Origin of the sequence: Cytobacillus sp. FSL M8-0252 (assembly GCF_038007345.1) — a bacterium.
Classification (GTDB): Bacteria; Bacillota; Bacilli; order Bacillales; family Cytobacillaceae; genus Cytobacillus; species Cytobacillus kochii.
On record NZ_JBBOWZ010000001.1, the window covers coordinates 2,495,902 to 2,521,559 of the forward strand.

Annotated in this window: 26 protein-coding genes and 2 riboswitches; of the genes, 6 read left to right on the forward strand and 20 right to left on the reverse strand. The window is 36.8% G+C overall.

The features are described 5' to 3' along the window. Positions 1-277: 277 nt before the first annotated feature. Positions 278-460, forward strand: a complete 183-nt coding sequence (locus MKX83_RS12670; RefSeq protein ID WP_224936534.1) for an SE1832 family protein — start codon at positions 278-280, stop codon at positions 458-460. Positions 461-1,009: 549 nt separating this feature from the next. Continuing rightward, on the forward strand, positions 1,010-1,411 hold the full coding sequence (locus tag MKX83_RS12675; RefSeq protein ID WP_341055690.1) for a VOC family protein: 402 nt from the start codon (positions 1,010-1,012) through the stop codon (positions 1,409-1,411). Between the two features lie 189 nt (positions 1,412-1,600). Here MKX83_RS12675 and MKX83_RS12680 read toward each other — a convergent pair whose 3' ends face one another. Further along, positions 1,601-2,425 (reverse strand): 2OG-Fe(II) oxygenase, encoded by an 825-nt coding sequence (locus MKX83_RS12680; protein ID WP_307318569.1) that lies wholly within the window; start codon positions 2,423-2,425, stop codon positions 1,601-1,603. A 29-nt stretch (positions 2,426-2,454) separates the two neighbouring features. After that, complete coding sequence (locus tag MKX83_RS12685; protein WP_095373204.1) at positions 2,455-3,135, reverse strand: NAD-dependent epimerase/dehydratase family protein; 681 nt, start codon at positions 3,133-3,135, stop codon at positions 2,455-2,457. 181 nt (positions 3,136-3,316) lie between these two features. Here MKX83_RS12685 and MKX83_RS12690 point away from each other — a divergent pair, with 181 nt between their 5' ends. Continuing rightward, entirely contained in the window at positions 3,317-4,141 is an 825-nt protein-coding gene (locus MKX83_RS12690; protein WP_341055691.1) for an aldo/keto reductase, read from the forward strand. 71 nt (positions 4,142-4,212) lie between these two features. Here the strand turns inward: MKX83_RS12690 and MKX83_RS12695 are convergent, their stop codons facing one another. Next, positions 4,213-5,328 (reverse strand): NAD(P)/FAD-dependent oxidoreductase, encoded by a 1,116-nt coding sequence (locus MKX83_RS12695; protein ID WP_341055692.1) that lies wholly within the window; start codon positions 5,326-5,328, stop codon positions 4,213-4,215. Positions 5,329-5,389: 61 nt separating this feature from the next. Then, on the reverse strand, positions 5,390-7,180 hold the full coding sequence (gene pepF, locus MKX83_RS12700; RefSeq protein ID WP_289433825.1) for an oligoendopeptidase F: 1,791 nt from the start codon (positions 7,178-7,180) through the stop codon (positions 5,390-5,392). Positions 7,181-7,311: 131 nt separating this feature from the next. Here pepF and MKX83_RS12705 point away from each other — a divergent pair, with 131 nt between their 5' ends. Further along, a complete protein-coding gene (locus MKX83_RS12705; protein WP_224936539.1) occupies positions 7,312-8,094 on the forward strand; it encodes a hypothetical protein in 783 nt (260 codons plus the stop codon). Between the two features lie 350 nt (positions 8,095-8,444). Here MKX83_RS12705 and MKX83_RS12710 read toward each other — a convergent pair whose 3' ends face one another. The 5 genes from MKX83_RS12710 to thiW all read right to left on the reverse strand — a co-directional run bounded on the left by MKX83_RS12710 (position 8,445) and on the right by thiW (position 11,930). After that, the gene (locus MKX83_RS12710; protein WP_095373199.1) at positions 8,445-9,071 is read right to left on the reverse strand and encodes an FMN-dependent NADH-azoreductase; all 627 of its coding nucleotides are present in this window, start codon (positions 9,069-9,071) and stop codon (positions 8,445-8,447) included. 145 nt (positions 9,072-9,216) lie between these two features. Then, positions 9,217-9,825, reverse strand: coding sequence for a thiamine phosphate synthase (gene thiE / locus MKX83_RS12715; protein ID WP_233435246.1), 609 nt, complete (start codon positions 9,823-9,825; stop codon positions 9,217-9,219). Continuing rightward, positions 9,825-10,634: a hydroxyethylthiazole kinase gene (gene thiM, locus MKX83_RS12720; RefSeq protein ID WP_322909393.1), complete on the reverse strand. Its 810-nt coding sequence runs from the start codon at positions 10,632-10,634 to the stop codon at positions 9,825-9,827. Before thiM ends, thiE begins: the two co-directional genes overlap by 1 nt. Continuing rightward, the gene (thiD, locus tag MKX83_RS12725; protein WP_322909394.1) at positions 10,634-11,440 is read right to left on the reverse strand and encodes a bifunctional hydroxymethylpyrimidine kinase/phosphomethylpyrimidine kinase; all 807 of its coding nucleotides are present in this window, start codon (positions 11,438-11,440) and stop codon (positions 10,634-10,636) included. The genes thiM and thiD overlap by 1 nt, the downstream gene beginning before the upstream one ends. Then, the gene (thiW, locus tag MKX83_RS12730) at positions 11,409-11,930 is read right to left on the reverse strand and encodes an energy coupling factor transporter S component ThiW (RefSeq protein ID WP_095373195.1); all 522 of its coding nucleotides are present in this window, start codon (positions 11,928-11,930) and stop codon (positions 11,409-11,411) included. Before thiW ends, thiD begins: the two co-directional genes overlap by 32 nt. Positions 11,931-12,000: 70 nt before the next feature. Continuing rightward, positions 12,001-12,093: riboswitch (TPP riboswitch) on the reverse strand. Positions 12,094-12,135: 42 nt separating this feature from the next. Continuing rightward, positions 12,136-12,243: riboswitch (TPP riboswitch) on the reverse strand. Between the two features lie 126 nt (positions 12,244-12,369). Between thiW and MKX83_RS12735 the strand changes: the two genes are divergently transcribed. Next, positions 12,370-12,876, forward strand: coding sequence for a shikimate kinase (locus MKX83_RS12735; RefSeq protein ID WP_095373194.1), 507 nt, complete (start codon positions 12,370-12,372; stop codon positions 12,874-12,876). Between the two features lie 49 nt (positions 12,877-12,925). Here MKX83_RS12735 and MKX83_RS12740 read toward each other — a convergent pair whose 3' ends face one another. From MKX83_RS12740 to MKX83_RS12775, 8 genes are all read right to left on the reverse strand, one after another. After that, on the reverse strand, positions 12,926-13,402 hold the full coding sequence (locus tag MKX83_RS12740) for a hypothetical protein (protein WP_341055699.1): 477 nt from the start codon (positions 13,400-13,402) through the stop codon (positions 12,926-12,928). 2 nt (positions 13,403-13,404) lie between these two features. Next, positions 13,405-13,809 carry a hypothetical protein gene (locus tag MKX83_RS12745; protein WP_341055702.1) on the reverse strand — a complete coding sequence of 135 codons (405 nt, stop codon included), beginning with the start codon at positions 13,807-13,809 and terminating at the stop codon, positions 13,405-13,407. Between the two features lie 198 nt (positions 13,810-14,007). After that, complete coding sequence (locus tag MKX83_RS12750) at positions 14,008-14,916, reverse strand: nuclease-related domain-containing protein (RefSeq protein WP_095373192.1); 909 nt, start codon at positions 14,914-14,916, stop codon at positions 14,008-14,010. A 301-nt stretch (positions 14,917-15,217) separates the two neighbouring features. After that, positions 15,218-16,318: a branched-chain amino acid aminotransferase gene (locus MKX83_RS12755; RefSeq protein ID WP_095373191.1), complete on the reverse strand. Its 1,101-nt coding sequence runs from the start codon at positions 16,316-16,318 to the stop codon at positions 15,218-15,220. Between the two features lie 421 nt (positions 16,319-16,739). Then, positions 16,740-17,339 (reverse strand): response regulator transcription factor, encoded by a 600-nt coding sequence (locus MKX83_RS12760; RefSeq protein ID WP_095373190.1) that lies wholly within the window; start codon positions 17,337-17,339, stop codon positions 16,740-16,742. Then, positions 17,336-18,472: a sensor histidine kinase gene (locus tag MKX83_RS12765; protein ID WP_307318477.1), complete on the reverse strand. Its 1,137-nt coding sequence runs from the start codon at positions 18,470-18,472 to the stop codon at positions 17,336-17,338. Before MKX83_RS12765 ends, MKX83_RS12760 begins: the two co-directional genes overlap by 4 nt. 89 nt (positions 18,473-18,561) lie before the next feature. Then, positions 18,562-19,572 (reverse strand): fatty acid desaturase, encoded by a 1,011-nt coding sequence (locus MKX83_RS12770; RefSeq protein WP_251161654.1) that lies wholly within the window; start codon positions 19,570-19,572, stop codon positions 18,562-18,564. Between the two features lie 123 nt (positions 19,573-19,695). Beyond that, complete coding sequence (locus MKX83_RS12775; protein WP_233435245.1) at positions 19,696-20,304, reverse strand: branched-chain amino acid aminotransferase; 609 nt, start codon at positions 20,302-20,304, stop codon at positions 19,696-19,698. A 247-nt stretch (positions 20,305-20,551) separates the two neighbouring features. Here MKX83_RS12775 and MKX83_RS12780 point away from each other — a divergent pair, with 247 nt between their 5' ends. Further along, positions 20,552-21,079, forward strand: a complete 528-nt coding sequence (locus MKX83_RS12780; RefSeq protein WP_095373188.1) for a ribonuclease H-like YkuK family protein — start codon at positions 20,552-20,554, stop codon at positions 21,077-21,079. A 1-nt stretch (position 21,080) separates the two neighbouring features. Here the strand turns inward: MKX83_RS12780 and MKX83_RS12785 are convergent, their stop codons facing one another. The 3 genes from MKX83_RS12785 to MKX83_RS12795 form a co-directional block, all read right to left on the reverse strand. Next, on the reverse strand, positions 21,081-21,536 hold the full coding sequence (locus tag MKX83_RS12785) for a CoxG family protein (protein ID WP_307318471.1): 456 nt from the start codon (positions 21,534-21,536) through the stop codon (positions 21,081-21,083). 369 nt (positions 21,537-21,905) lie between these two features. After that, on the reverse strand, positions 21,906-22,898 hold the full coding sequence (locus MKX83_RS12790) for an LLM class flavin-dependent oxidoreductase (protein WP_095373187.1): 993 nt from the start codon (positions 22,896-22,898) through the stop codon (positions 21,906-21,908). A gap of 14 nt (positions 22,899-22,912) precedes the next feature. Then, entirely contained in the window at positions 22,913-25,483 is a 2,571-nt protein-coding gene (locus tag MKX83_RS12795; protein WP_341055708.1) for a DEAD/DEAH box helicase, read from the reverse strand. Between the last annotated feature and the right edge of the window lie 175 nt (positions 25,484-25,658).

The following is a 25,658-nucleotide window of genomic DNA, read 5'->3' on the forward strand; positions in this document are numbered from 1 at the left end:
GCTTTTTATTATTCACTGCTTTACTTCTCTTCTTTGGCGAGATCGATCATCATGACAATTAACACGAGTAATTGAATCAAGACATCGGCTTCGATCGGAATCATCCTCCTCCATAAATGGTGAAGTTCATTCCTCCGGTTTATCTAAGAAGTAAAGACTTACGTTTCCCTTACTCCATCTATATGCAGAAGCGTCTTCATTATGTCTCCATTTACTAGTAACCAGTGAAGATATACGTTAAACTAAAAAGGATTATATACATAGGTGGGGAGAGTAAATGACATTAAAGGAAATTGAAAACCAATTAGCAGAGTTAAAAATGGACTATATGCGCTTACAAGATGATATCGAAAAGTTAGAGTCATTTGGACGTTCAGTTGAGAAACAAGAATTACGAATGAAAGAAATTGAAGAAGAACTACAAAGGCTTAATCATTTAAAAGCTGAGCTTGAGAAATAATACGCTGACTGCAGGTGTGAAACGGCCTGTTGATTTGCCGCCTGGTCTATATAGTGATAATGAAGGCTTCCCCCAATTTATTTGGGGGGATGTTTCCTGAGTTGATGAACACATGACTTGCACTAAAAAATAATTTTATTTTCATATTTTTGCCTTCACATTCTATTTAACAGAGTGTCAACAGAACGCTGATTTGATATCTTGTGACAGCAATCTTATAATGAGAAACTTTGTGGTTGTAAAAGGATAGTAGAAAAAAAACCACTTGTTGCCCTTCCGATTGGATTTCTAACAAAGACAAAAAATAGGGGTGTTAATCGAAACCTGCTCATTAAATTTAGTTACCCCTTATAACGGATATAGAAAGCTCGCCATTAGAAGAAGTTCAAATACATAACGGTCTAATCGATTATTATGCAGTAACACCGTAACTTTTCTACAAGATGATGTTGCTATTGATACCGTATAAGTTAACTAAAAAGGTGGATGAAGATGAGCATTCTCTGTGGAATCAAGTGATTAATGAGGCAAGCTAAGGAGGCATTACCAATGTCTAAAGGAATGATTCATCATATAGAATTGTATGTGTCAGAACTTTCACGTAGTGTAGCTTTTTGGGATGCATTACTAACAGAGCTGGGTTACAGTCGTTTTCAAACATGGAAGTACGGAAAAAGTTGGAAAATAGAGAACAGTTATTTAGTCATTGTACAAGCAGAAGAGAAATATTTAGACATTCCCTATCATCGTTGTCGTGTTGGCCTTAATCATTTAGCTTTTCATGCACAGTCACGAGAGCAGGTTGATGTGATTACAGAAAAATTAAGAGAAAATCATGTTACAATTCTCTATGAAGATAAGCACCCCTTCGCTGGTGGTACAGGGCATTATGCTGTTTATTTTGAAGATCCAGACCGGATGAAGGTTGAAATTGTTGCACCCGCAACATAGTTTCATCGTCATTCTCCACCATTTAAATACTTGTTATCACCCATCATCACATTTTTATCTTCTCTCATATTTACATTAGTAGGAGGCAAATATGGATGATGCCTCCTTTTTCTATCAATCCAAAAAGCTATACTACATAAAAAAACAATGATAAAAAACAGCACCCACATTTATATCATCACCACGCTTTTAATCAATCGCTTTTTGTCTAATCCATTTGGTTGCCACCCACTTTTCTCCTCTTTGTACCGGTAAACTTGAATGTAATGATTTGCGATCGACTTCACCTAGAGAATTACTATAGTGAAAAAAGACAGCAGATCCTTTCTTAGGGGTAAATGAAGCATTAATCTTTGGAAATATCGTTTCACCGCCTGATTCGACATCATTCAAATAGATGAGCATCGTCGCTATTCTTTGGCCGCCTTTACGATTGTCTACACGGTTTTCCGGAAAAAAATCAAAGTGAGACTTATATTCATCACCGACTTCATAATGCAATACTTGCAAACCTTCCCCATTTTCAATTGGATAAGAGGTCAGCAAACTGATTCGTTTTTCAATTCGAGCAATAAAATCATCTTCTTGAAGCTTAAAATACATCCCTTTGCTCGTTCTACCAGCAGCGGCTTTTTCTGCTCCAGAATTCGCATCTATGACTTTAGATGGCTGAAGGCGGCTCTTCGCCCGTTCAATGAGAAAATCACATTCCTCATCTGATAATACATGGTCTAGTTGGATAATCGTTGGTTTTATAAAGTTAGAGCGAACAAACACCATTTGATTATCTACCACAATGGAATGAGGTTGTTCATTTAAATAGACAGGTTCATATTGATAAGTTGAGGCACCTTTAATATCTGAACTGGCAAACGCAATTTCAAACATTGTCTCATAGGCAAACCTAGCATCAAATCCTTTTTTAATCAGACCATTCGTAATAGCTAATGGACTTACTCCTTGTTTTAATGTATCAATAATCCAATCTTGTAGTTCATTTGAAATAGTTTTCATTTTTTCCAAAACAGACGTCAACTCCTCCCCTATTTTGACAATATGTTTTGTTGAGACTGAACAATCTTCATTAGTTGCTCTGAAGAATAAATACAAACACCTTGCTTCTCCATATCAGTGATACATTTCATTGCTTGAGCAACATGCTTGGCTTCAATGGCATATTTCATTTTTTTCTCGTCATTCAATAATGGCGACAAAAGTTGATACAGCTTTTTACCCGCCAGTTCCCCTCTACGCTTTTCTAATCGTTCACCCATTAACAATGAAGGCCTTACAATCGATAACGCAGGTAATGACAATGTTTTTAGTTTATCTTCTAGTAAGCCCTTAATCCTTGGATAGAACAATTTAGAACGGGCATTTGCGTTGATAGAACTTATAATGACAAAATGTTCAACCTCATGACTCTTCGCTAACTTTGCCATCGTATAAGGATAATCTACATCTACTTTAATCATTTTCTCTTTTGTTTTTGCTTTTTTAATGGTCGTTCCTAAACAGCAATAAACGTGATCAACACAAAAATGTTCGGCATATTCTTCTAAATAATCAAAGTCAATGACTAATTCAATCAATTTTTCATGTTTCATATGAAGCGGTGTTCTAACAATAGCAATCACTTTCTCATACGAATCTTGTAGTAATAATTTTAATAATTCTTGCCCAACTAGGCCTGTTGCACCTGCTATCAGCGCAGTCTTTCCCATCTTTAAACCATCCTTCTATATTTTTTCCTTTCATTCTATGATACATGGAAACGGGTACAGATAAAAACAAAAAGTTTGAATTATTGTGCATTTCTTGTTTTTTTCTAGTCACGAAGCTTTTCTTTTTGCAAAAATTACATCATATGCCATAATATGACCATAACATTAAAGGAGGTACTACATGAATACAATTACTTTAAACAATGGAGTAGAAATGCCCCAACTTGGCTTTGGTGTTTGGCAAGTGCAAAATGAGGAAGCAACCGCTGCTGTGCAAACAGCCATTGAAGTTGGGTATCGTTCCATTGATACAGCGATGATTTATCAAAACGAAGAAGGTGTCGGCAAAGCCATTAAAAACGCTGGTATTGCTAGAGAAGATCTATTCATTACGACAAAAGTTTGGAATACGGATCAAGGATATGAACAGACATTAAAAGCGTTTGACGAAAGTCTAGAAAAGTTAGGATTAGAATATGTTGATTTGTACTTGGTTCATTGGCCAACACCACAATTCGATACTTATGTAGATACATATAAAGCACTAGAGAAATTATATAAAGATGGTCGTGTAAAAGCGATCGGCGTCTGCAATTTTCATATTGAACATTTAGAACGTATATTAAATGAGTGTTCAGTCAAACCTGTCTTAAATCAAGTAGAATGTCACCCCTATTTATCACAAAACGAATTAAAGGAATTTTGTAACAAACATGATATTTATGTTGAGGCATGGAGCCCTTTACAACAAGGCGGGGAAGTATTACAACTTGATTCAATTAAAGAAATAGCCAACTCAGTAGGAAAAACACCTGCCCAAGTAGTTCTTCGTTGGCATTTGCAGAACGATACAATTGTTATTCCTAAGTCAGTTACTCCTTCTAGAATTAAAGAAAACTTCGATGTCTTTGATTTTGAGCTTTCGCAAGCACAAATGGAAACCATTAATAAACTTAATCGCAATGAAAGAAAAGGCCCAGATCCATCGGATATGAATGTTCGCTAATATTCTTTCATCAATAGGATAAAGAGGTAAGTGCTATAATATTCTTATATTTGCACCTCCCTCTTTTTTTATTACCTAAAGGCGTCTTTAATATTATATAGGGCTATATCAATATCTAATTCCTCGCCAATTACAAGCTTTGCTAATTGCGCACCTAAATACGGACCAGATGTTAATCCAGATGCTCCTAAACCATTGGCAGCATAGAGTTTCTCGTACCCAGGAACTTGACCTATAACGGGTAAAAAACCAGGTGTAAACGGTCTAAATCCCACTTTTGTCTCAACAAGAGTGGCTGCTTGTAAACCAGGTGCCACAGTCAACGCTTTAGATAATACTTCAAGCACGCCCCCCGCTGTCACATTCGTATTAAACGGCTGTTCATCCTCATGTGTCGCACCAACAACGACTTTACCATCTTCAAAAGAGAGTAAATAATGATTTGTTGGCGGCTGAACCACAGACCATTCAGATGTGTCTGCATCAGGTACGTGAAGATGGGCAATTTGTGCTTTTTGAGCACTAACTTGAAAGTTGAGCCCTATTGGCTCTAATAATTCCCTTGCCCAAACGCCGGCGGTTACGATGATTTTATCTGCATGTAATAGCTCTCCATTCACCTTTACCCCTTCTAGTTGACCATTTTCACCTACTAATAAAGCTTCACCATGAATGATATCTGCGCCATATAGTTCGGCGGCTTTTAGCAGTGCCTTCCTAAGTTTACGCCCATCTACTCTAGCCGCTCCACTCACATATACTGATTGAAAATCGTGCGACAGTGGCGGAAAGGCGTCTCTCGTTTTTTCTTGATTATAATTTTTGATTTCACCGATTTCTGGTGCATCTTCTCGCCTTTTTATCGCCCTATCTATCATCTTTTCAAGTTTTGTTTCGTCGTGATGTAAACTAATCGCACCTACTTTTTTATAACCGGTGTCTTGATCAGTTTCCGCTTCAAGTGCTGGAATTAATTGTTGATAATACTTCGCTCCCCCTTTAGCAAGCTGATACCACGCTTTGTTTCGACGTTGTGACAACCATGGGCAGACGATACCCGCAGCTGCTTCTGTCGCTTGCCCTGCATCTTGCCGATCGATTACTGTCACCTTAAAACCAGCTTTCGCTAAATGGTAAGCAGTAGATGCACCTAGTATGCCTGCTCCAATCACTATCATTTGTTGCATATTTTTTTCCTCCATCATGGATAAAAGACGAAAGGCAATATGCTTTCCGTCTTTTTTCTTTCTAGCTTAAGCTTGCGAACTCTTCCACAAGCTCTTCAAACGTTTGTAACGCTTCGTCAATCGGTTTTGACGTCGTTAAATCCACGCCCGTATTTTTTAATAAGTCTAATGGAAATTCTGAACTTCCGCTTTTTAGAAACTCAAGATAAGTCTTTAATGTTTCCTCATCGCCATTATAAATCTTCGTTGCTAATTGAATGGCTGAAGCATAACCTGTCGCATATTTATATACGTAAAATGGTCGATAAAAATGCGGAATTCTTGACCAACCATATTTTACCTCTTCATCTAATACAAGGCTTTCCCCATGATAATCTTTAAATAGCTGTTCATAAATGCCATTAAACACTTCTGTATTTAACGTTTTACCTTCTTCTGCTAATTGATGCGTTTTCCATTCAAATTCACTGAACATGACTTGTGTAAAGAATGTGCCTTTAAACTGATCAATAAAATGATTAAGTAAATGTCGTTTGACGTCTTCATTGGTTTCGTGATCAAGTAAATATTTTATTAAAAGTACCTCATTTACAGTTGATGCAACTTCAGCGACGAAAATACTGTAGCCTGCCGTAATTTGCGGCTGATGCTGGGCACTCCATTTACTATGAACACCGTGGCCACATTCATGCGCAAGTGTAAACATACTATCAAGATCATCACGATGATTTAAAAGAATATAAGGGTGTACACCATATACGCCCATATTATAAGCACCCGAGCGCTTTCCTTTCGTTTCTCTTACATCAATATAACGATGTTCTTTAAACGATTGCAATGTAGAAATATACTCTTCCCCTAGTGGCGCTAACGCTTTACACATCGTCGCAAATGCCTCTTCATATGGAATCTGCATATCGACATCTTTCACAAGCTGGGCACTTAAATCATATTGTCTTAATTCATCTAACTGCAATAACTCTTTTCTTAATGCTGTATATTTGTGCATCGTTTGCAAATGGTCTCTTGTGGACTGAATTAGATTATGGTAAACCTCTTTCGGAACATTATCACCAAATAATGCTTTTTCTAATGCAGAAGGATACTGCCTTATTCTTGTAGTTGTAACATTATTCTTGATTGCTGCTGATAAAGTCGAGCCGATTGTATTTTTAAGTTGTACATAAGGCTTATAATACGCCTTATACGCTTCTTTCCGCTTTTCTCGATCATCACTTTCAATTAATTTCGCATACATTCCTCGTGTAAGTTCTACTTTTTCACCATTATCTTTTGTTACGAGTCCAAACTCAATATCAGCATTATTAATCATATTATATGTATTTGATGGTGCAGAAAGCGATTCACCGAGTTGTGATAATAAACTTTCTTGCTCAGTTGAGAGCACATGCGCTTTATAACGAAACGATTCGAGTAAGTCTTCTTCAAAATATTGCAGCCCTTCTTCTTCTTTAATATAAGCTTTTAATGTCGCTTCATCTAAGCTAAGTAAAAACGGCATAAAGAAAGAAGTTGCACTACTCACTTTTACACTTAGTTGTTTCGATTGATCTAATAAACTTTGAGCACGACTATCCCTTGTATCAACATCTGATTGTAACATCGCATAAGCATAGACTTTACCAAACAAATAAGATAAATCTTCCTGCTTCTTCAGAAATTGAAATAAACTTTGCCCATCGCTTATTTCCCCCTCGAACCCAGCTAACTCCTGCGCTAATGACTGAATGGAATCATAATCCTTTTGCCACTCAGACTCCTCACTATAAATATCAGTGACATTCCAAGTTTCTTCTACGGGAATCTCTTTTCGACTAGAATAGGCCGTCATAATTTTTAACACTCCTTAAATAGTTCATTTTTTTGCTCATATGCGTTATATTAACTAAATATATTCTATTTCGCCATTCTTAAACCTTTTTATAGTAATTAATAATGGAAAAAAGGAAAGGAGATCCAATCATGGCTATTACATTACCTCATATCGAGGATGCGAATCAAACTAATTATCTCCCACCTCAAGGTGAGATTCAACCGTTTGAATCTGAAGAAGAATACGAAACTAAGTTAAAAGAATGGAAGCTGCCTGCCAAGAAAGCGTTTTGGTTTAAACAAAAAACCCATCAACGCAAAGTAGAAATTGTCGGCTATCAAGCATACGGTGAAGAAGATGATCATTACACCATTGTAATCAAGTTCCAAGATGGAAAACTAAGTTGCATTCATCCCGCTTATTTAAAAGAAATGCAAGCGGGCAACTTTGGTAAAGAAGCTTTTGATGCTGCTGGACAACCGAACACCGCACAAATAGAAGAAAAACAGGCCGACGAAAAAACAAAAGAGCAAGCGCCAACACCGCCGAAAACCACAGCTACAAAAACGAAAACAAAGAAAAAAGAAGCAGCTAAAAAAATCCAACTTCCTGAAGATAAGGTGGCTTTCTCAGCAATTGTGAAGCAATTTGCGCTAAGCTATAATCATTTCACTGAGGACCATGATGAAGTCATTGTGCTCGATGAGGTTGTAATTCATCAAGACGACCCTTTACCAATTGGACTAGCTTGGTGCAGTCACTCTAAAACATTAAAAAAACAAGAATTAGCTATCGGAAACAAACTTTCCTTTAATGGCAAAATCGTCAAAAAGAAATTACCAAAAGCCCAAGACGATGTCGATGAAGAGCATAAAGCAGAAGAAGCAGTTCCTTATAAAATAAACAATCCTTCAAAAATTGAAAAACAATAACAAACAGAGTGAGGCCATTCCTCACTCTGTTTTGTTCTACTTTAAGATAAGTAAGCTCGTAACAGATTGGGTACTGATTCGACAAATAGTTCCTCAGCAATCATTCATGCTTGTAGTTAAAAAACATATTTAACTGCGTATACGTTTTTATCTTACTAGCTTGTTTAAAATGTCTTCCTGTTTTGAACCCTAACCTCTTTACACATCATCGAGTTGTGTGATACTGGTCAAGTTTATTCAAGGTTTACACAAAGAATGAGCGACCGTGATTTCCTAAATACAAGTTTTAGGACGTCCTTTAGACAAAAAAAAGCACCTCTACAAAAATATAGAGATGCTTTCGTATCGGATTAGAATTGAGCAGCAGCTTTAGCTACGTTTTGTAATCCTTCTTCAATAATATCTTGTGTACGATCTGGGTATTGGTTATGTCCTTCAATCACTACTTCTGACGGAGAAGTAATGCCCCAAAGGCTGATAATTGTTTTTACTAAGTTAACTGCCATTTCGCCAGCAGCCATACCTTCTAGTGAATAATCAGAACCTCTAGCATTTAAAAGCATCACTTTCTTGTCGCCAGCAAATCCTACTGGACCTTCAGCAGTATATTTAAACATTTTACCTGCTTGAGCTAAGTAAGAAACATAGCTGATCAATGGAGCTGGTACAGTTGAATTCCAAAGTGGGAATGCGAAAACGATTTTATCAGCATCAAAGAACTGATTTAAATACTTCTCAACTAGCGCCGCACCCTTTTCTTCTGCAGCAGTTAATTCCAACCCTTGGTTCTTTTTAAAAGTACCATTGATTGCATCATTACCATAGTAAGGCATGTTTTCTTCAAAAAGATTCAATTCCGTAATATCATCTGATGGATTTGATTCTTTATATGATTGTAAAAATGCATGATACATTTTTACAGAAATTCCAGCTTCAACTGGACGATCACTTGCGTTTACAAATAGAACTTTTGCCATTATGTGAAGACCTCCGAATGTCGTAATAATTTATTCGAAATACACTAAAATGAAATATCTCGAACCAAAAGTAATTTTAGTATATTAATAGTATCTTGTCAATGGAATAAGTTCTCTTTAACTACACTTATGATATTTTTTAGGTCTAAAGGAATAGTTGAAGTAAATCTCGAGCTGACTTTTCTGGATTTTTAGATTTACTAATTGCTGAGACAACAGAAACACCTGCTAACCCTCGATTTTTAAGCATTTTTATGTTTTCTAGTTGAATACCACCAATAGCGACAGCAGGAATATCAATCGCTGCAATGATTTCCTCGAGCATACCTGGTGCTAATAAATCAGCATCTGATTTAGAAGTTGTCGGAAACACCGAACCTATTCCAACATAATTTGCTCCTTGTTCTTGAGCAAGTTTCGCTTCTTCCACATTGGATACAGAGATACCAACTACCATATCATCAGGAACAATCTTTCTAACGACGGCACATGGCAGATCATCTTGTCCAACATGCACACCTGCTGCACCTACCGCTAAAGCGATGTCTACTCTATCATTAATAATCAGTGGAATATCCAATGGTTTTAATATAGATTGTAATATTTTCGCCTTTTCATAAAAGAGTTGACCATCCGCTGTCTTCTCTCTTAATTGAACGATGGTCACACCACCTTTTACACCACTTCGAACAATATCATATAATTCATTGTTTGCTATTTTATCATCTGTGACTAAATATAAACGGTAATCCATTAGTTTTGCCTCACTCCATCTAGCCATATGGCTGCATTCATTGTACTAATCGTATCCATTAGCTTCACTCGAAATGAACCTAACCCTTCACCGGCATGTAAGCTCTTAGCTGCGATTTCCCCTGCTAGACTCATAGTAGCCATACCAATAACAGCCCCGTCAAACCAATTTTCTGAAACAGCAGCAGCAGTTGCTACTAATGAAGCTGTCATGCAGCCAGTTCCTGTTACCTTCGTCAAAAGATAATCTCCATTATCAATCACAACTAATTGCTTCCCATCTGTAATGACATCTTCTTTTCCACTAATAACAATGAGACAGTTTAGGACTTCAGCTGCCTCCTTTGCAAGTGCTTCAGGTGCTATTTCAATTGCCCCTGCATCAACACCACGCGTTTTTGTATTCTTACCAATAAGAGCAGAAACTTCAGAAGCATTGCCGCGAATAATGGACACTTTTATTGTGCTAATTAGCTCTTTTGCCTTATTTGTGCGATAAGTGGTTGCACCAACACCAACTGGATCAAATATTACTGGGACCCCTTTTTTATTGGCAGTTTGTCCCGCTTTAATCATTGCCGCAAACATCGCATCATTAATAGTACCAAAATTAATTACGAGCCCATCTGCCATCATAGCCATTTCTTCTACTTCTAAGAGTTGGGTGGCCATAACAGGTGAACCGCCCATTGCTAGGGTCACATTTGCACAATCATTAATAGTTACTGTATTTGTTAAATGATGAATGAGTGGGGTTTGTTCTTGTAACTGCTGAAAGACTCTCTCAACTGCTTCACTTGAAATCGCCATTATCTTTCCTCCATCTTTGCTTTGTTGTATAACTCATAAAAATGATTTGTAGGACCATGCCCATGACCGAGTGCTAGGCTATGCTCAATCGCTATGGAAATATAATTTTTCGCAGACTGTATGGCCTCAATAAGTTCTTCCCCTTTTGCTAACCCGGCAGCAATGGCAGATGATAGAGTACAACCTGTACCATGGGTGTTTTTTGTCTCTACTCTTCGACCATTAAACCAGTTGAAACTTTGTCCATCCCATAATAAGTCATTCGGTTCTCCTTCTAAATGTCCACCTTTTAATAAGACGGCTTTTGGCCCTAATTCATATAATTTTTTACAAGCTTGCTCCATATCATCAACCGTGCGAATTGTCATACCCGAAAGTACTTCAGCTTCAGGAATGTTTGGCGTAATTACAGTCGCAAGTGGTAACATTTTCGCTTTTAATGCTTCAATAGCTTGTTCCTTTAAAAGATGATGTCCACCTTTTGAAACCATAACAGGATCTAACACAATCACTTTTGGACTATAATGATTTAAACGGTCTGCGACGATTTTTACAGTCTCACTAGATGACAACATCCCGATTTTGACAGCATCAACTTGGATATCATCAAACACAGCTTCTATTTGGTCTTTTATAATATTGATTTCTATATCCTGTACCGAACGTACCTCTACTGTATTTTGAGCGGTAATCGCCGTAATGACGGACATGCCAAACACACCATTGGCGGAAAAAGTTTTAAGATCTGCTTGAATCCCAGCTCCTCCTCCTGAATCAGAACCTGCGATCGTTAATGCTGTTTTCATTGATGTAACCTCCAATAGCTTTATTCTTAATTAATACTCTTAATAAACCATATCCTAAAATTGCTCCAGTAAACGAGCTCACCATAAATGCTGGTAGGAATCCGAAAAGGGTTGCTTCTTGTCCTAAAAGTAATGTACTAATCGGATAAGTCGCTACTGCCCCTATCATTCCTGTTCCAACGACTTCACCTAGTGCTGAGAAGCCAATTTTTTTCGTTTTTTGATAAAGGAACCCTGCAAGTAATGCGCCAATCATACTCCCGGGATAGGCAAAAACACTTCCAGTCCCCATCATATTTCTCAATGTAGATGAAAGAAACGCTTGACTAACGGCATACCATGGTCCAAGAAGTACAGCAGATAATACATTCGCCAAGTGCTGAATCGGAAAAATTTTCGCTATTCCAATCGGAATAAAAATGAGACTACTCGACACAGTAGTGATGGCTGCAATCGTTGCCGTCATCGTCATTTTTTGGATTTTATTCAAAGACCTTTCCTCCTTTCGATAAAAATAAAAAAGCCGCTATTTTGAATAAGCGGCTTTGGTCATCATGATATGTATGACTCACTCGCTTCCCTACGCTAGTATTAACTAGATCAGGTTCAAAGGGTTCATCTCAGCCAAGTATTTGGCACCCCTAGCATTTATTCATATATAAAAAAATCCTCTACTTCCAAAAGGAAGCGAGGACGACTACATCGACACACTTCCCTCCACTGGTACAAACCAGATCAGGTTCAAAGGGTTTTGAACGGCATTCAATCTCAGCCTCTATGTGAAGGCACCCCCAGTGAAAACTTATAATATATGATGTCAATATAACATGAAATGATAGAAATGAAAATAAAAAACATTGGATAGAAACGATGTTGCGACATAAAACGTTATGATATGATATTTTATATAACATTCGGGAGGACAGTCTATGGAAGATAAGAGTATTGTACTTATTGGGTTTATGGGGGTCGGAAAGACATCCATAGGAACGGAATTAGCTAAGAAATTACATTGGGGTTTAATCGACACGGATGAACGCATTGAACAACAGTTTGGTATGTCAACTTCAAAAATTTTCCTTGATCATGGTGAAGAAGTTTTTCGAAAAGCTGAAAGCGAATTGATTGAACAACTATCTGCCGAAGAAAAACAGATTCTTTCATTAGGCGGCGGCGCCTTTTTAAACAGTAAGAACCGCGAAATTTGTTTACAAAACAGTACCGTTGTCCTTATCGAGCTCTCATGGGAAAATTGGCTCGATCGATACCCATTGATTAAAGATACAAGACCGAAATTGAATGGTCTTTCTACTGACGAAATGTATCATCTCTACAAAGAAAGACAAGCTCATTATCAACCATATCATCTAAAAATCAATGTTGACGGGAAAACAGCTGAAGAAGCTGCTGAATTGATTGTTAGTGGGATAGGATAAAGCTTGTGATGATTATGGTTATAGTTCATTAGAATGTTTCTTTTACTATCTAAGTAATTCGCATTATCCTAAACGAATTTATGAAAGCCGGGCACTCCCTTCCTCGGCTTTCATTTGTGTTTGGTTCTAAATAAATTGCTGAATAACTCCCTTTTTGTGAGGCGGTTATCTCTGGTTTTCTTTCTGAGTGACTTGCTAAACCCTTTTGCGAGGCGTTCATCTCTGGTTTTCTTTCTGAGTGACTTGCTAAACTTTTTTGCAGGGCACTCATCTCTGAATCTCCTTTTGAGGGACTTGCTAATCCCTTTTGCGGGGCGCTCATCTCTGATTCCCCTTCCGAGTGACTAGCTAAACCCTTTTGCGGGGCGCTCATCTCTAGTTTTCTTTCTGAGTGACTTGCTAATCCCTTTTGCGAGGCGCTCATTTCTGGTTTTCTTTCTGAGTGACTTGCTAATCCCTTTTGCGGGGCGCTCATCTCTAATTCCCCTTCCGAGTGACTTGCTAAACCCTTTTGCGAGGCGCTCATCTCTAGTTTCTCTCCGAGGGACTTGCTAATCCCTTTTGCGAGGCGCTCATCTCTGGTTTTCTTTCTGAGGGACTTGCTAACCCCTTTTGCAGGGCGCTCATCTCTGATTCCCCTTCCGAGGGACTTACTAATCCCTTTTGCGAGGCGCTCATCTCTGGTTTTCTTTCTGAGGGACACGCTAATCCCTTTTGCGGGGCGCTCATCTCTGATTCCCCTTCCGAGGGACTTGCTAAACCCTTTTGCGGGGCGCTCATCTCTGATTCCCCTTCCGAGTGACTTGCTAAACCCTTTTGCGGGGCGCTCATCTCTGATTCCCCTTCCGAGTGACTTGCTAACCCCTTTTGCGGGGCGCTCATCTCTGATTCCCCTTCCGAGGGACTTGCTAACCCCTTTTGCGAGGCGCTCATCTCTAATTCTCCTACTGAGTGACTTACTATCCCCTTTTTTGTGATGTCATATAGATTTTTTTGTGCACAAAGTCCTTTGTTCAACATATAACTGCTTACTAATAGATTGAACCCATCAGAATACATTTCAATCTATAAGATACTGTCACTTCTCTTCATTACTAAATAATTCAACTGTTTCTTCGGTTTTAAAACCCATTAATGATAATAAAAATAATTTCCACCACCATTAAGTGTATATTTCTCTTGTAAGAATCGTTGTATTGCGGAACTACTTATTGCTCCTCCACACCAATCATAAATCGCCGTCTTTGTTACTTTTTCTGATGGAAAAAGAATAATAAAGTCATTGATTGCTTCATTTAATGCATCACAAGATGAAATGTTCCTCCTACATTTTGAGCAATGAAATTTGCGCAAACTCGCTCGCTTCATCTGCCCACCGCACTCTCGACAAACCACACCTTTTACCAAATCCTCCGTACAATATTCGATTTTTCTAGCGTAATTCTTTTCTTCTTTATGATGACTCAAAAAAGCATGAACAATTTTTGTATAAAATGGAGAGTGTTGAATGTCTATTTGATTTAGTTCTCTTAATAATCGTGGAATTTGCGGTGGAAGAATAACATTTTGTTTCTTTGTACGATCATATAACATAAACTCGGGATGAACAAAAACAAGTAGATAATCAAATGCAATGTTTAATTCGTGCTTAGTAAGGAATTGGTGTAGGAGGGTTTCATTTCTTTCGATTTGTAGGAGGGGATTTTTAATTTCCTTATTTGTTGGTGAATACCATTTAGTTTCCTGAATCATAAAATCACCACTATAATTTTTCACTTCGAAAGCAATGAGTTTGTGGGGAGTTACACAGAGTGCATCAATTTGAAAGGATGTATGATTTATTTCTAGCAATATATCATAGAGGATGGGGAATTTTGGTGAAAGTTGTTGCAAATCATCTCGCCATTTACTTTCTCCTTCATATCCTTTTTCTAACATTTTGAGATATTGTTCATTCTCAGGGGACAATTTTGATCTAAGATGGAGCACGCGTAATAATCGGAGTTGGTAAGAGGGATTGAGCGGTTTTAGGTCTGGCAAATTACTTCATCCTTTCTTTTTACTCTATTATAACGAATTTTCCGCATGAAAAAAATACCAATTTATTTAACTTCTTTACGGAAAGGACAACCTTGCTTGTTAAAAAGCGTAAAATCCTTTTGTGATTGTAGGGCTGAAGTAGCAAAATCAAACGATAATAATATATACAGTCAGTCCATTTTCTAAATCCATCACTTCGGTTTTATTCTTTTCAGTTTTTGTCCATTTTACAGAACCACATTTCTAGTCTAACCCTTTAAAAAACCACTTACCATCAATGGCAAGTGGTTTTTTTCTTCTATTAAATTGCTGTCGTAACAGCTTTTTCTTCGTCTACTTTCACAATCCAACCAAATTTATCTTCTACTTTTCCTTTTTGGATTCCTGTTAGCGTTTCGTAAAGTTTGCCGGCGATTTCACCTGTTTGTCCGCCACCAATGGTAAGTTTTTCGTTATTCCAGAATAGTTCTCCGACTGGTGAAATGACCGCTGCAGTACCCGTTCCGAATGCTTCTTCTAGCGTGCCATTTTTTTGCGCTTCATAGATCTCATCGATTGAGATACGACGCTCAGATAAAGGAATACCCCAGTCTTTAATGAGTTCAATAACAGAGTTTCTTGTAACGCCTTCTAAAATGCTTCCGTTCAATTCAGGTGTAACGACTTCACCGTTAATTTTAAAGAAAATATTCATGCTTCCTACTTCTTCAACATATTTATTTTCCTTGCCATCTAACCAAAGTACTTGTGAATATCCTTCCTGTTCTGCTACTTCTTGTGCTTTTAGGCTAGCAGCATAGTTTCCTCCTGTTTTGGCATTACCCGTTCCACCTTTGACTGCACGAACATATTCGCTTTGGACAGCGATTTTCACTGGGTTAATTCCTTCTTTATAATAGGCACCGACTGGTGACATGATAATAATAAATTTGTATTGATGTGATGGAGCAACGCCTAAATAAGGTTCTGTAGAAATAATAAATGGACGAATATATAGCGATGTTCCTTCTACATTTGGAACCCAATCACGATCAACTGCAATTAATTGTCTTAATGCTTGAACAGCAAGTTCTTCGTCAATTGGCGGAATACAGAGTCTGTTGTTCGATTTGTTCAGTCTCTCCATATTTTTATATGGTCTGAACATGAGCACTTCCTGATCTTCAGATAAATATGCCTTTAATCCTTCGAAAACACTTTGGCCATAATGAAATACCATTGCAGACGGGTCAATTTGTAATGGCTCATAAGGGACAATACGTCCATCATGCCACCCCTTGTCTGCATGATAGTCCATTACAAACATATGATCTGTAAAATTCCTACCGAAAATCAACTGATCAAATGCCGGTTTTTCTTTTTTGGTTGCACGTCTTTGGATTTCAAACTGATAATCATTCATTTCTACTCTACTCCCTGTCTAAGATCAATTTAAAGTGCCGTTAAACATCTTTACTCTTTTTCTTGTGGTATTATGCACCATTGTAAACGAAATACTTTGATGATTAAACTACTCCTTCGCAATTTATACGATATTAAGAATTTATTACTTTAATACATAAAATCAATATAACATTTCCTTAATAAAGTACATTGATTGTTTAAAATATTATGAACCCTATTTTTGGTATTGTCAACACAGTTTCTGAAACTTTTCTATTATTCTTACAAATTTATAATTTCCCTATAAATACAGGATTTTACTAGCTTTTTATTGAAATGATTTGCATGAAATATTATGCAAAAAAAAGGTTTGGTTTTTTAGATAATTAGTCAAGAAATACAAAAAATACTCGTGACTTCCTGCTCGTCACGAGTATTCATTAATGAAACCAGCCTTTGTTTTTTGACTCTGTGATGGCTTCGATTCTGTTTGTTACTTCTAACTTCTCCAATATAGCTGATATATAATTACGAACTGTACCAACTTTAATCGTTAATATAGAGGCAATTTCTTTAGTGCTTTTTCCCTCTGCCATTAATTCAAGTACCGCTTTCTCACGTTCTGTTAAGGGATTTTCTTCTCGGTAGACATCATCCATCAGTTCCGGGGCAAAAATTCTTTTGCCTGCCATGACATTACGAATCGAATCAGCTAACTCTTCACTCGGGCTATCTTTTAATAAATAGCCCCGTACCCCTGCTTTTATCGCTCGTTGAAAATATCCAGATCTTGCAAAAGTGGTTAAAATAATGACCTTTATGCCCCTGTTTTTAATTGCTTCAGCTGCTTCTAACCCTGTTTTTAAAGGCATTTCAATGTCCATAATACAAATATCGGGACTTAGTTCTTGCACTAATGTAACGGCCTCTTCTCCATTGGAGGCTTGACCAACGACTTGCATATCATCCTCAAGGTTCAGTAACGAACCGAGTGCGCCTAACATCATTCTTTGGTCTTCTGCAATGACAATTCGAATCATGCCAAATCTCCTCCTTCAACTTGTTTAACGACAAGTGGAACAATAATTGAAATTGTCGTACCCTCGTCACAACTGATGTCCAAATGGCCATTTACAAATTCTAATCTTTCTTTCATGCCATTAATCCCATTACCATAGCTTTTTTTCTCACTATTCGTAATGCCTATTCCATTATCCTTTACTGTAACGACTAATTCTTTATTTCGTTCTTCTATTGCTACCGAACATTTTGTCGCTCGACTATGTTTGACTACATTTGTAACCGCTTCTTTTAAGCACATACTAATAATATTTTCTATAAAAATGGAAGTGTAAGCTTCTTTTAATGGTTCATTGATTTCCATATCCATTTGCGCTGCTTGTAAAATTTCCTTTATACGAACGACTTCTTCCTGCAATCGTATTCCTCTCATTTGCGATACCATTTTCCGTACTTCATTCAATGCTGTACGGGCTGTTTGCTGAACATCTTTTAATTCAACTTTTGCTTGTTCTGGATCTTTTTGAATTAACTTTCTCGCCAGGTCACTCTTTAATCCTATTAGTGAGAGTTTTTGACCAAGTGTATCATGTAAGTCACGCGCAATTCTTTGACGTTCTTCTTGTTTAACAAGGTCGGCAATTCTTTGGTTCGCATATTCTAATTGTTTCTCTAGCCTCTCTTGTTTTCTTTTATTATAGATATTAAAAGGCAACAATATCATACTCACTAAAATAATAATCACAAATGGAATTTGACTTAAAAACATGTCACTTTTAACAACGATATTGTAATTAATGGCTACAGTCGTTGAAACAATGTGAATGATATAAACAATAAAAAACGCCACTCTATTTCTTATATATCCATTATAATAAGCGATGAAAAAAGCAAAATACACATACTGATAAATAATTAACATTGTCATTGAAACTGCAATCAATAAAAGAGACCATATATAAACTGGCCATTTATTAGATATGAAGGCAAAACGAAAAGTGATAAAAAAGACGACCGTTAATATGATACCAACAATAATCTCCCAAGTCGTTGAAGATTGAAAGATAAAATAAAAAGGGAGAATCGTCAGGATAATCCATATGTATGGTGTCATCCCAGAGCTTTTTAATTTATATAAAAGTGGATATGACATTATAAACCTCCGCTTCAATGTAGAAATAGAAAACTCCTTTGTTTCTTTCATACAAAGGAGTTTCTTAACAGTATTATAGCAGATTATTATTAAGATACCGGTACTTTTCGGTATTGTTTTACTGCACGGTAGCCGACAAATATTTTCTTCTCTTCATCCCAAAGCTTAAAGCGAAGAGATTCTAGGCTTGTTGCTAGTGAAATGGTCGGTACATTTTGTAATTGCTCACTGTTAGTATGTGCTTTCTCTAATTCGTAATTTGGGACTCTTGGAGCTAGATGGTGTACATGATGGTAACCAATATTTCCTGTCATCCATTGCAGTGGTTTTGGCAATTTGTAAAATGAACTGCCTTCAATTGCTGCACTCACATATTCCCACTCTTTATCTGGCTCAAAATAAGAATCTTCAAATGTATGCTGGACATAGAATAACCAAATACCAGCTGCACCAGAAATCAGGAAAATCGGGGTTTGCACAAGTAGGAATGCTTCCCAGCCGATGAGATAACACATGAAAGCATATAAAGCAACAATTCCTACATTGGTTAAATACGTATTTAATCTCTCCGGTAAACGAGCACCCTTTCGATTAAAACGATTTTTAAATAAAAATGTGTAAATCGGACCTAATCCAAACATAATGATTGGATTACGGTAAAGTCGATAACCAACCTTCGTTAAAAAAGAGGCATCCATATATTCTTTAACAGTCAATAACCATATATCTCCTGTCCCACGCTTGTCCAAGTTACTGCTTGTTGCATGATGAACGGAATGATCATGTGCCCAAGCGCTATATGGAAAAATCGTAATAATCCCAGCAATCGTTCCCACAATTTTATTCGCTTTGCGGCTTTTAAAGAATGAATTGTGACAGCAATCATGAAAGATGATAAATATACGTATTAAAAAGCCCGCCGCTAAAACAGATAAAGCTAATGTCAATAAATAATGAATGGAAAGTGAAAAATAAGCAAGTGTCCATAAACCAAAAAATGGTACAAGCGTATTGATTAATTGATATATACTTTTGTTACGATTCGCCTTTTCAAATGGCAGCATTTGTTTTCTCAATGTTTTCAAACGTTCTTTTGTCATATTGTAAGTTCCTTTCCTTCAATATAATTTAATAATAAAGACGTCTGAAAATACTGTGAAGACATAGGTGTCATCACGCAACCATGATAAATGTCATGTATCCATTAAGACCAACTACTAATATCAGCCTTCAAGCTCAATTATTAGGTCAAATAAAACTTTATATATAAGTGAAAAAGCTTCGCCTATCTTCATATCTTCAGAAAATCCTTCAATATAATCTAACGTAAAGTTAATTTCCCATAAGCCATCTTTTTGATTAAACATAGGGCTCAGTCGTGCTTCATCACTTGTGAAGATTGACATAAAATAGGCTTTAATTTCTTTTTCCTTTTTCTTAGGCAGCTTTAAACCAATCAAGCAATCATAAGTACGGAATAAATCATCTACTTCAAAAGAAAGTGATTCAACATTTAGTTGATCGAACCATACGGATTCAACATAGACGAATTCATTGATATGTTGCTTAAAATAAGTGATCGGCTGCTCAAAAAATTCACTGGCCGATTCTGTCCCAAGAAAGTTTTCTGTTTCTTTATCGCCTCTTTCAATATAACTATCAAAAAAGCGCTTTTTAGGGTCGAGGACATTTACCTCTTTTTCATCTATTATCTCCTGCTTTTTAGCGTAGTTTAATTCTTCAATAAATAGTAATTCCCCATTATCTTTTGCTTGTTTGATTCTTTCGACTAACTGTTCTTTAAACATTATTCGCACCTCTTTGTCTTTCATTGCAAGTTTTTCTCCTTTACATTCTACACAACTCTCTATCATGCTTTCAACAATGGAAAATCAATATAGACGAACATCCACTATCAATGGGCCCAATAAAGGCCATCTTAGCCTTTCAATCCGTTTAGCTTGCAGGATGGTCATAAAATTTATCTTAAAATCTTTACTTCTTTCATATGTATAAAATAGGCTGCAATTGATTCATGAAGGTTCGTGAATGCATAAACTATAAATTAAAAATGTGGTGATGACTTTGCAAATACTTCCTTTTCAAAATTTAAAAGAGAAAAACTTAACATTTGAAGATGTCTTTGAGCGCATTCTTCACTTCATGTACATCCAACCGAGAGGAAATTATAAACTGATTGTTGGAACAGACTCTCAAGTACATCCTGCCCATACTTTATTTATCACTGGTATAGTGATTCAAAATGCAGGAAAAGGAGCGTGGGCTTGTATTAGAAAATGTTCCGTCCCACGAAAGATGCTTCATCTACATGAAAGAATTTCTTTTGAAACTTCTTTAACTGAAGAGATTGTTGCATTATTTGATGAAGAGAAGAAAAACCAGATGATTGATATTGTCTTACCATTTATTTACCAAGGTGCAAGTTTTACGATGGAAGGCCATTTAGATATTGGTGCCGGCTCTCGTAATAAAACGAAGGAATATGTAGCTGAAATGGTCGCAAGAATGGAATCCATTGGTGTGGAAGCCAAAATAAAACCAGAGGCATATGTCGCCTCTAGTTATGCAAATAAATTCACAAAATAAATTACTGATGCAGTGAATACTGCTGTTCTGCTTTCTCTGCGACTGCATTCGTTAACTCAGTTGTAATTTCGGGAAGAGAGGTTTCTAAAATAGCATTCGCCATTTTTGCCATCATTCCCTCAGCTACAATCTCTAAAAAGCCCGTCATCACTACTTCTTTTTTAGAAGAATTTACACTCGAGAAAAAACCATTGCCCTTAAATTTCTCATTAATACCTGTTAAGTTAAATGTCACTTTATTAGGCGCCTGCCATCTAGTGATATCGACCTGTAGCTCTATCTTTTTTTTCATTAAGCCGACATCTACTTTAAACACCCAGATGGAGCTTTTTTCATTTAATATTTCATGCCTTATATATCCAGGAACAAGTGGTGCCCAATGATTCATATCACTAACAAACTGCCATAGGTGGTCAATTGATACATTTACCTTTTTCTCATGATGAAAGCTTGCCATTATACCTCTCTCCTTCATTCTCGTCTTAGATGCTACTGCCTTATTTCTATTCAAGCAGTAAGGGAAACATGCTATCGAATTTATGATTAACGCATCGTAAACGAAAACAAATTAGAAACTTTAGAGGTAAAAGCTGCTTGCTTAAAATTGACATTGCTTCAATTTAATACAACCCATATACCTCTCATGTTTGCCCTTTTAAAGAGCGGAAAAAAAGAGAATAAACTCTTTTAGACATGAGCAATAAATATTTATTTATAGAGGAATAGCAACCAGCTTTCGTTTGACCATGACAAAAAAAGATACGAGCTTCCCCCTACAAATATTGAAGAAATAATGTGTAGGTTGCTTCACATTCCCTTTATATCTCTAAAAAACTGGTTTGTTAATCATATCAGCCAATAATTTATATGACTTTAGACGATCGTCATAATCATGTGTTATTGTCACGATCATGACTTCATCTATGCCGTATTGGTTTGTAAGACTTAACAAGTCTCTCTTGACCTTTTCCGGATTACCAATAATCATTCTTTCTTTCATCTTAGCGACTTTTTCTTGTTTTGCAATGAAATAGGGATGCTTAATTGCTTCCTCTACTGAAGGTACTTCTTGCTTCTCTCCATCATCTGATTGGAGATGCCATAATAATACTGAGGTAGCTATTTCTTCAGCCTTTTCATCTGTTTCAGCACAAATAACAGAGACGGTTAACATCATATTTTGTTGTTCGCTCTTGCGCTTCTCTTTAAAAAGATCAATCGCTTCTTTTCCATTAGCATCACTCATAAATTGTCCAAAACAGTAATGTAACCCCTTTTCAGCTGCTAAACTAGCACTTTTATGGCTTGTTCCTAACATCCACACTTCAGGCTTTATTGGGGGGATGGGACTTGCCTTTACTTTACGAAAAAGATGGTCTTCTGGATGATGGTCATTTAAAAAAGCAAGTAGTGTATCAATAGACTGGGGCCACTCTTTGACAGCTTGCAAATAATTCCCTGCTAGTGCAATACTTGCTTCAGCAGATGCACCTGGTGCTCTTCCTATGCCGAGGTCTATACGTCCTGGAAAAAGTGTGCTTAACAAATGAAAGTTCTCTGCCACTTTAAAAGGTTTATAATTCGGTAGTAACAACGCACCCGAGCCAATCCTTATAGTTGACGTTTGTGATGCAATATATGTCATCATAATTTCAGGAGAGGAACTAGCGAGCCCAGGCAAGTCATGATGCTCTGCAATCCAATAGCGGTAATAGCCTAATTCATCCGCTGTTTTTGCTAACTGCAGTGATGCCTCAAGTGCTTCTTTTGCTGTCTTGCCTTTTGCAATTGGTGATTGATCTAAAATACTCAGCTTCACATTACCCCTCCTATTTACCTCTTATAGTAACGTCTTCTTCTACTCGGTTGATTCTTATGGCAATCATCGCAAATGTTAAAGGCATGATCCCAAGCTAAAGATTTTCCACAACGCTTACATGTTTTTTTCATATTTGCAATATCATCATCTAATCGTTCAAACACATGATTAGATATATCGTCCCTCACTCTTTCCCAATAGATGGCTTCAGTATGTTGACCTAATTTATAGAGAAATAGTAAATGAAGACCTATTGCTTTATATGAATACTCAAGGTCTTCAAGATTACGGTTTCTTAACCTTGGTTCAGGCAGCTCTTCATGATCAATGATACTGTACATCGCCTGCTCCCATTGCCGAATCAAGTCCGCTTCTTTTTTTGAAAAAGGTAGATGTAAGAAACTGTACAAATCTTTTAAAGGCATTCTCGCCTCAATCTCTGTCCCTCTAACCAGTTCATAAAGCTCCCTTTCTTCACTTAATGTTGCTTTCTTAGTTCCCTTTGGACTCTCAAATAAATCCCAGAGTTCAAAAAACTTCCCTAAATCACGATAATACGAAAGAAAGCGATCAAAAATGGCTGAAGTAGGTGCAATAGCAAAACTTTCAATCGGAGCATCTACTTGTGATAATAAACTGCTCATTAACTTAATCCGGTCAAAAAAGGCCACTCTACCTACAGGGTAAATACCTTTTCTCCCCGCTCTCCCAGCAATCTGTTTCACTTCTTGAGATGTCAGTGTGCGACGTTTCGTACCATCAAATTTCTCCGTTTCCAAAAAAACAATCCGTCGTATCGGTAAATTTAATCCCATTCCGATTGCGTCTGTTGAGACAATGACATCAGATTGACCAGCTGTAAAGCGATTAACCTGTTTCTTCCTCGTTTCAGGTGGCATACTGCCATATATCATACTCACTTGATGACCTTTTCTTTGTAACATAGACGCTGTTTCGAGTACCCTTTTACGTGAGAAACAAATCAGCGCGTCACCCTCTTTTACGTTTTTAAGAGTGAACTCTTCACTGTCTACTTCCAAAGGGGCTTCTCGTTTATATCTATGTATTTCAACATTGCTATCTCCAATTAATTGCAACAGCATAGCTTCGGCATTTTTACTCGCAATAATATGCACTTCTCTCGCATTTGCCTTTGTGATTGCCTTAAACCAAGCATAGCCACGGTCCTTATCACTAATCATTTGTGATTCATCTATAACAATGACATCATAATCATCTTTCTCATAAAACATTTCAACCGTACAAGCTAAATGTGTCGCACCTGAGGTTTCTCGTTCTTCTTCTCCAGTTTTTAAAGAACAGGGTGTTCCTTCATTGTTTAGCTTTTCATAGACTTCAAGCGCCAACAAACGTAATGGGGCTAAATATAACCCGGATGGGGCTGCTTTCATTTTCTCTAGTGCTTGGAACGTTTTCCCTGTATTTGTTTCACCAATATGAAGAACAAATTTCTGATAAATATTCTTTCGGCTCTCATAAGCAGAGCCAAAAATATCATTCAACATTTTTTGTTGTTGTTCTTCTTTTTGTCTCCGTTCCCGTTCTTCTTGTTTGCGCTTCATTTTTCTTTCTTTCACTTGTATTTCATATAAGCTTCGCTGCTCTTCTAAATCAAAATTCTCATTTGCTATCTTCAATAAATCTTTCACATAATCTTCCATGATTCGGCCTAGTGCATTTGGAATTAAATCTTCCCAATCAATTAGATCTAACAACTTCTCTCCAGTCAAACTATGCTGGAACAAAGATTGATACTTATCAATATGACCTTGACCAAGATGTAATAGAAGCGCTTGTTGTATAAGCGTATGTAAAGTTTCTCCTACCATTTGTTCGTATTCAAAATAGTATGTTTCATACTCAAAATACCATTTATTTTTTATCATCACTTTGTGGAGATTACCTGTAAACTCTTCAAAGAAATCTTCTACACGGGGGTAATCATCAACGTTAAATGGCCCCACTTCCACTAAAGGTTCTTCTAAGTAACGTGATTCCGTCTCATGATACTTCACTCTATTTGCTAAATCCGTTTCAAGCTTTAAAGCCAATTTATGTCTTAAAGCTAAAAAGAGATTTTCACTGTTTTTTGACAACCATTGTTCTGCTTCTTCACATAGAAATTCTTGATAGGCGTATCTTTCTTGTTTGATCTGGCGTTCTTTTTCTTCTTGAAGATATCTTTCTCTTGCATAAACATAACGCTTGGCCCACTTTTCAGGTTGATCTGCAAAAATCGAATGTAGCAAACTATTTACATTTAATGGACGGAACTCAATGACTTCTTTCCTAAATGCTTGATTTAACGTTTTCTTATTCATATCTTCAATAACATAGTTTTTTTTCTTTAAATATTCCTTCTTATGGAAACGAGAGAGTTTGTTCGTCGCTTTATTACTCCACACATTTTGCCAAACTTGTGCTAAAAACGGAGCTCGATCTTTGATATATTGTGAAAAACTTAACATTTGTTCATTTGCACCTAAATAATAATCTATATCTTCATAAATTTTCATTTTTGTATATTCAATCGCTTGACGATGGATATCCTCTAATTGCTTCATTCCTTTAACTCCTCTAACAAATACATATTATTCCTATTGTATACGAACTCTTGTCACTTCACTACCATAACATATCGCACTTCCGCGAAAAAATTATTAGAAAATTTAAAAATAAAATTGACAAACATGGATGGCGAGATTATAATTATTTCGAAATCAATTATTTTTAATTTGA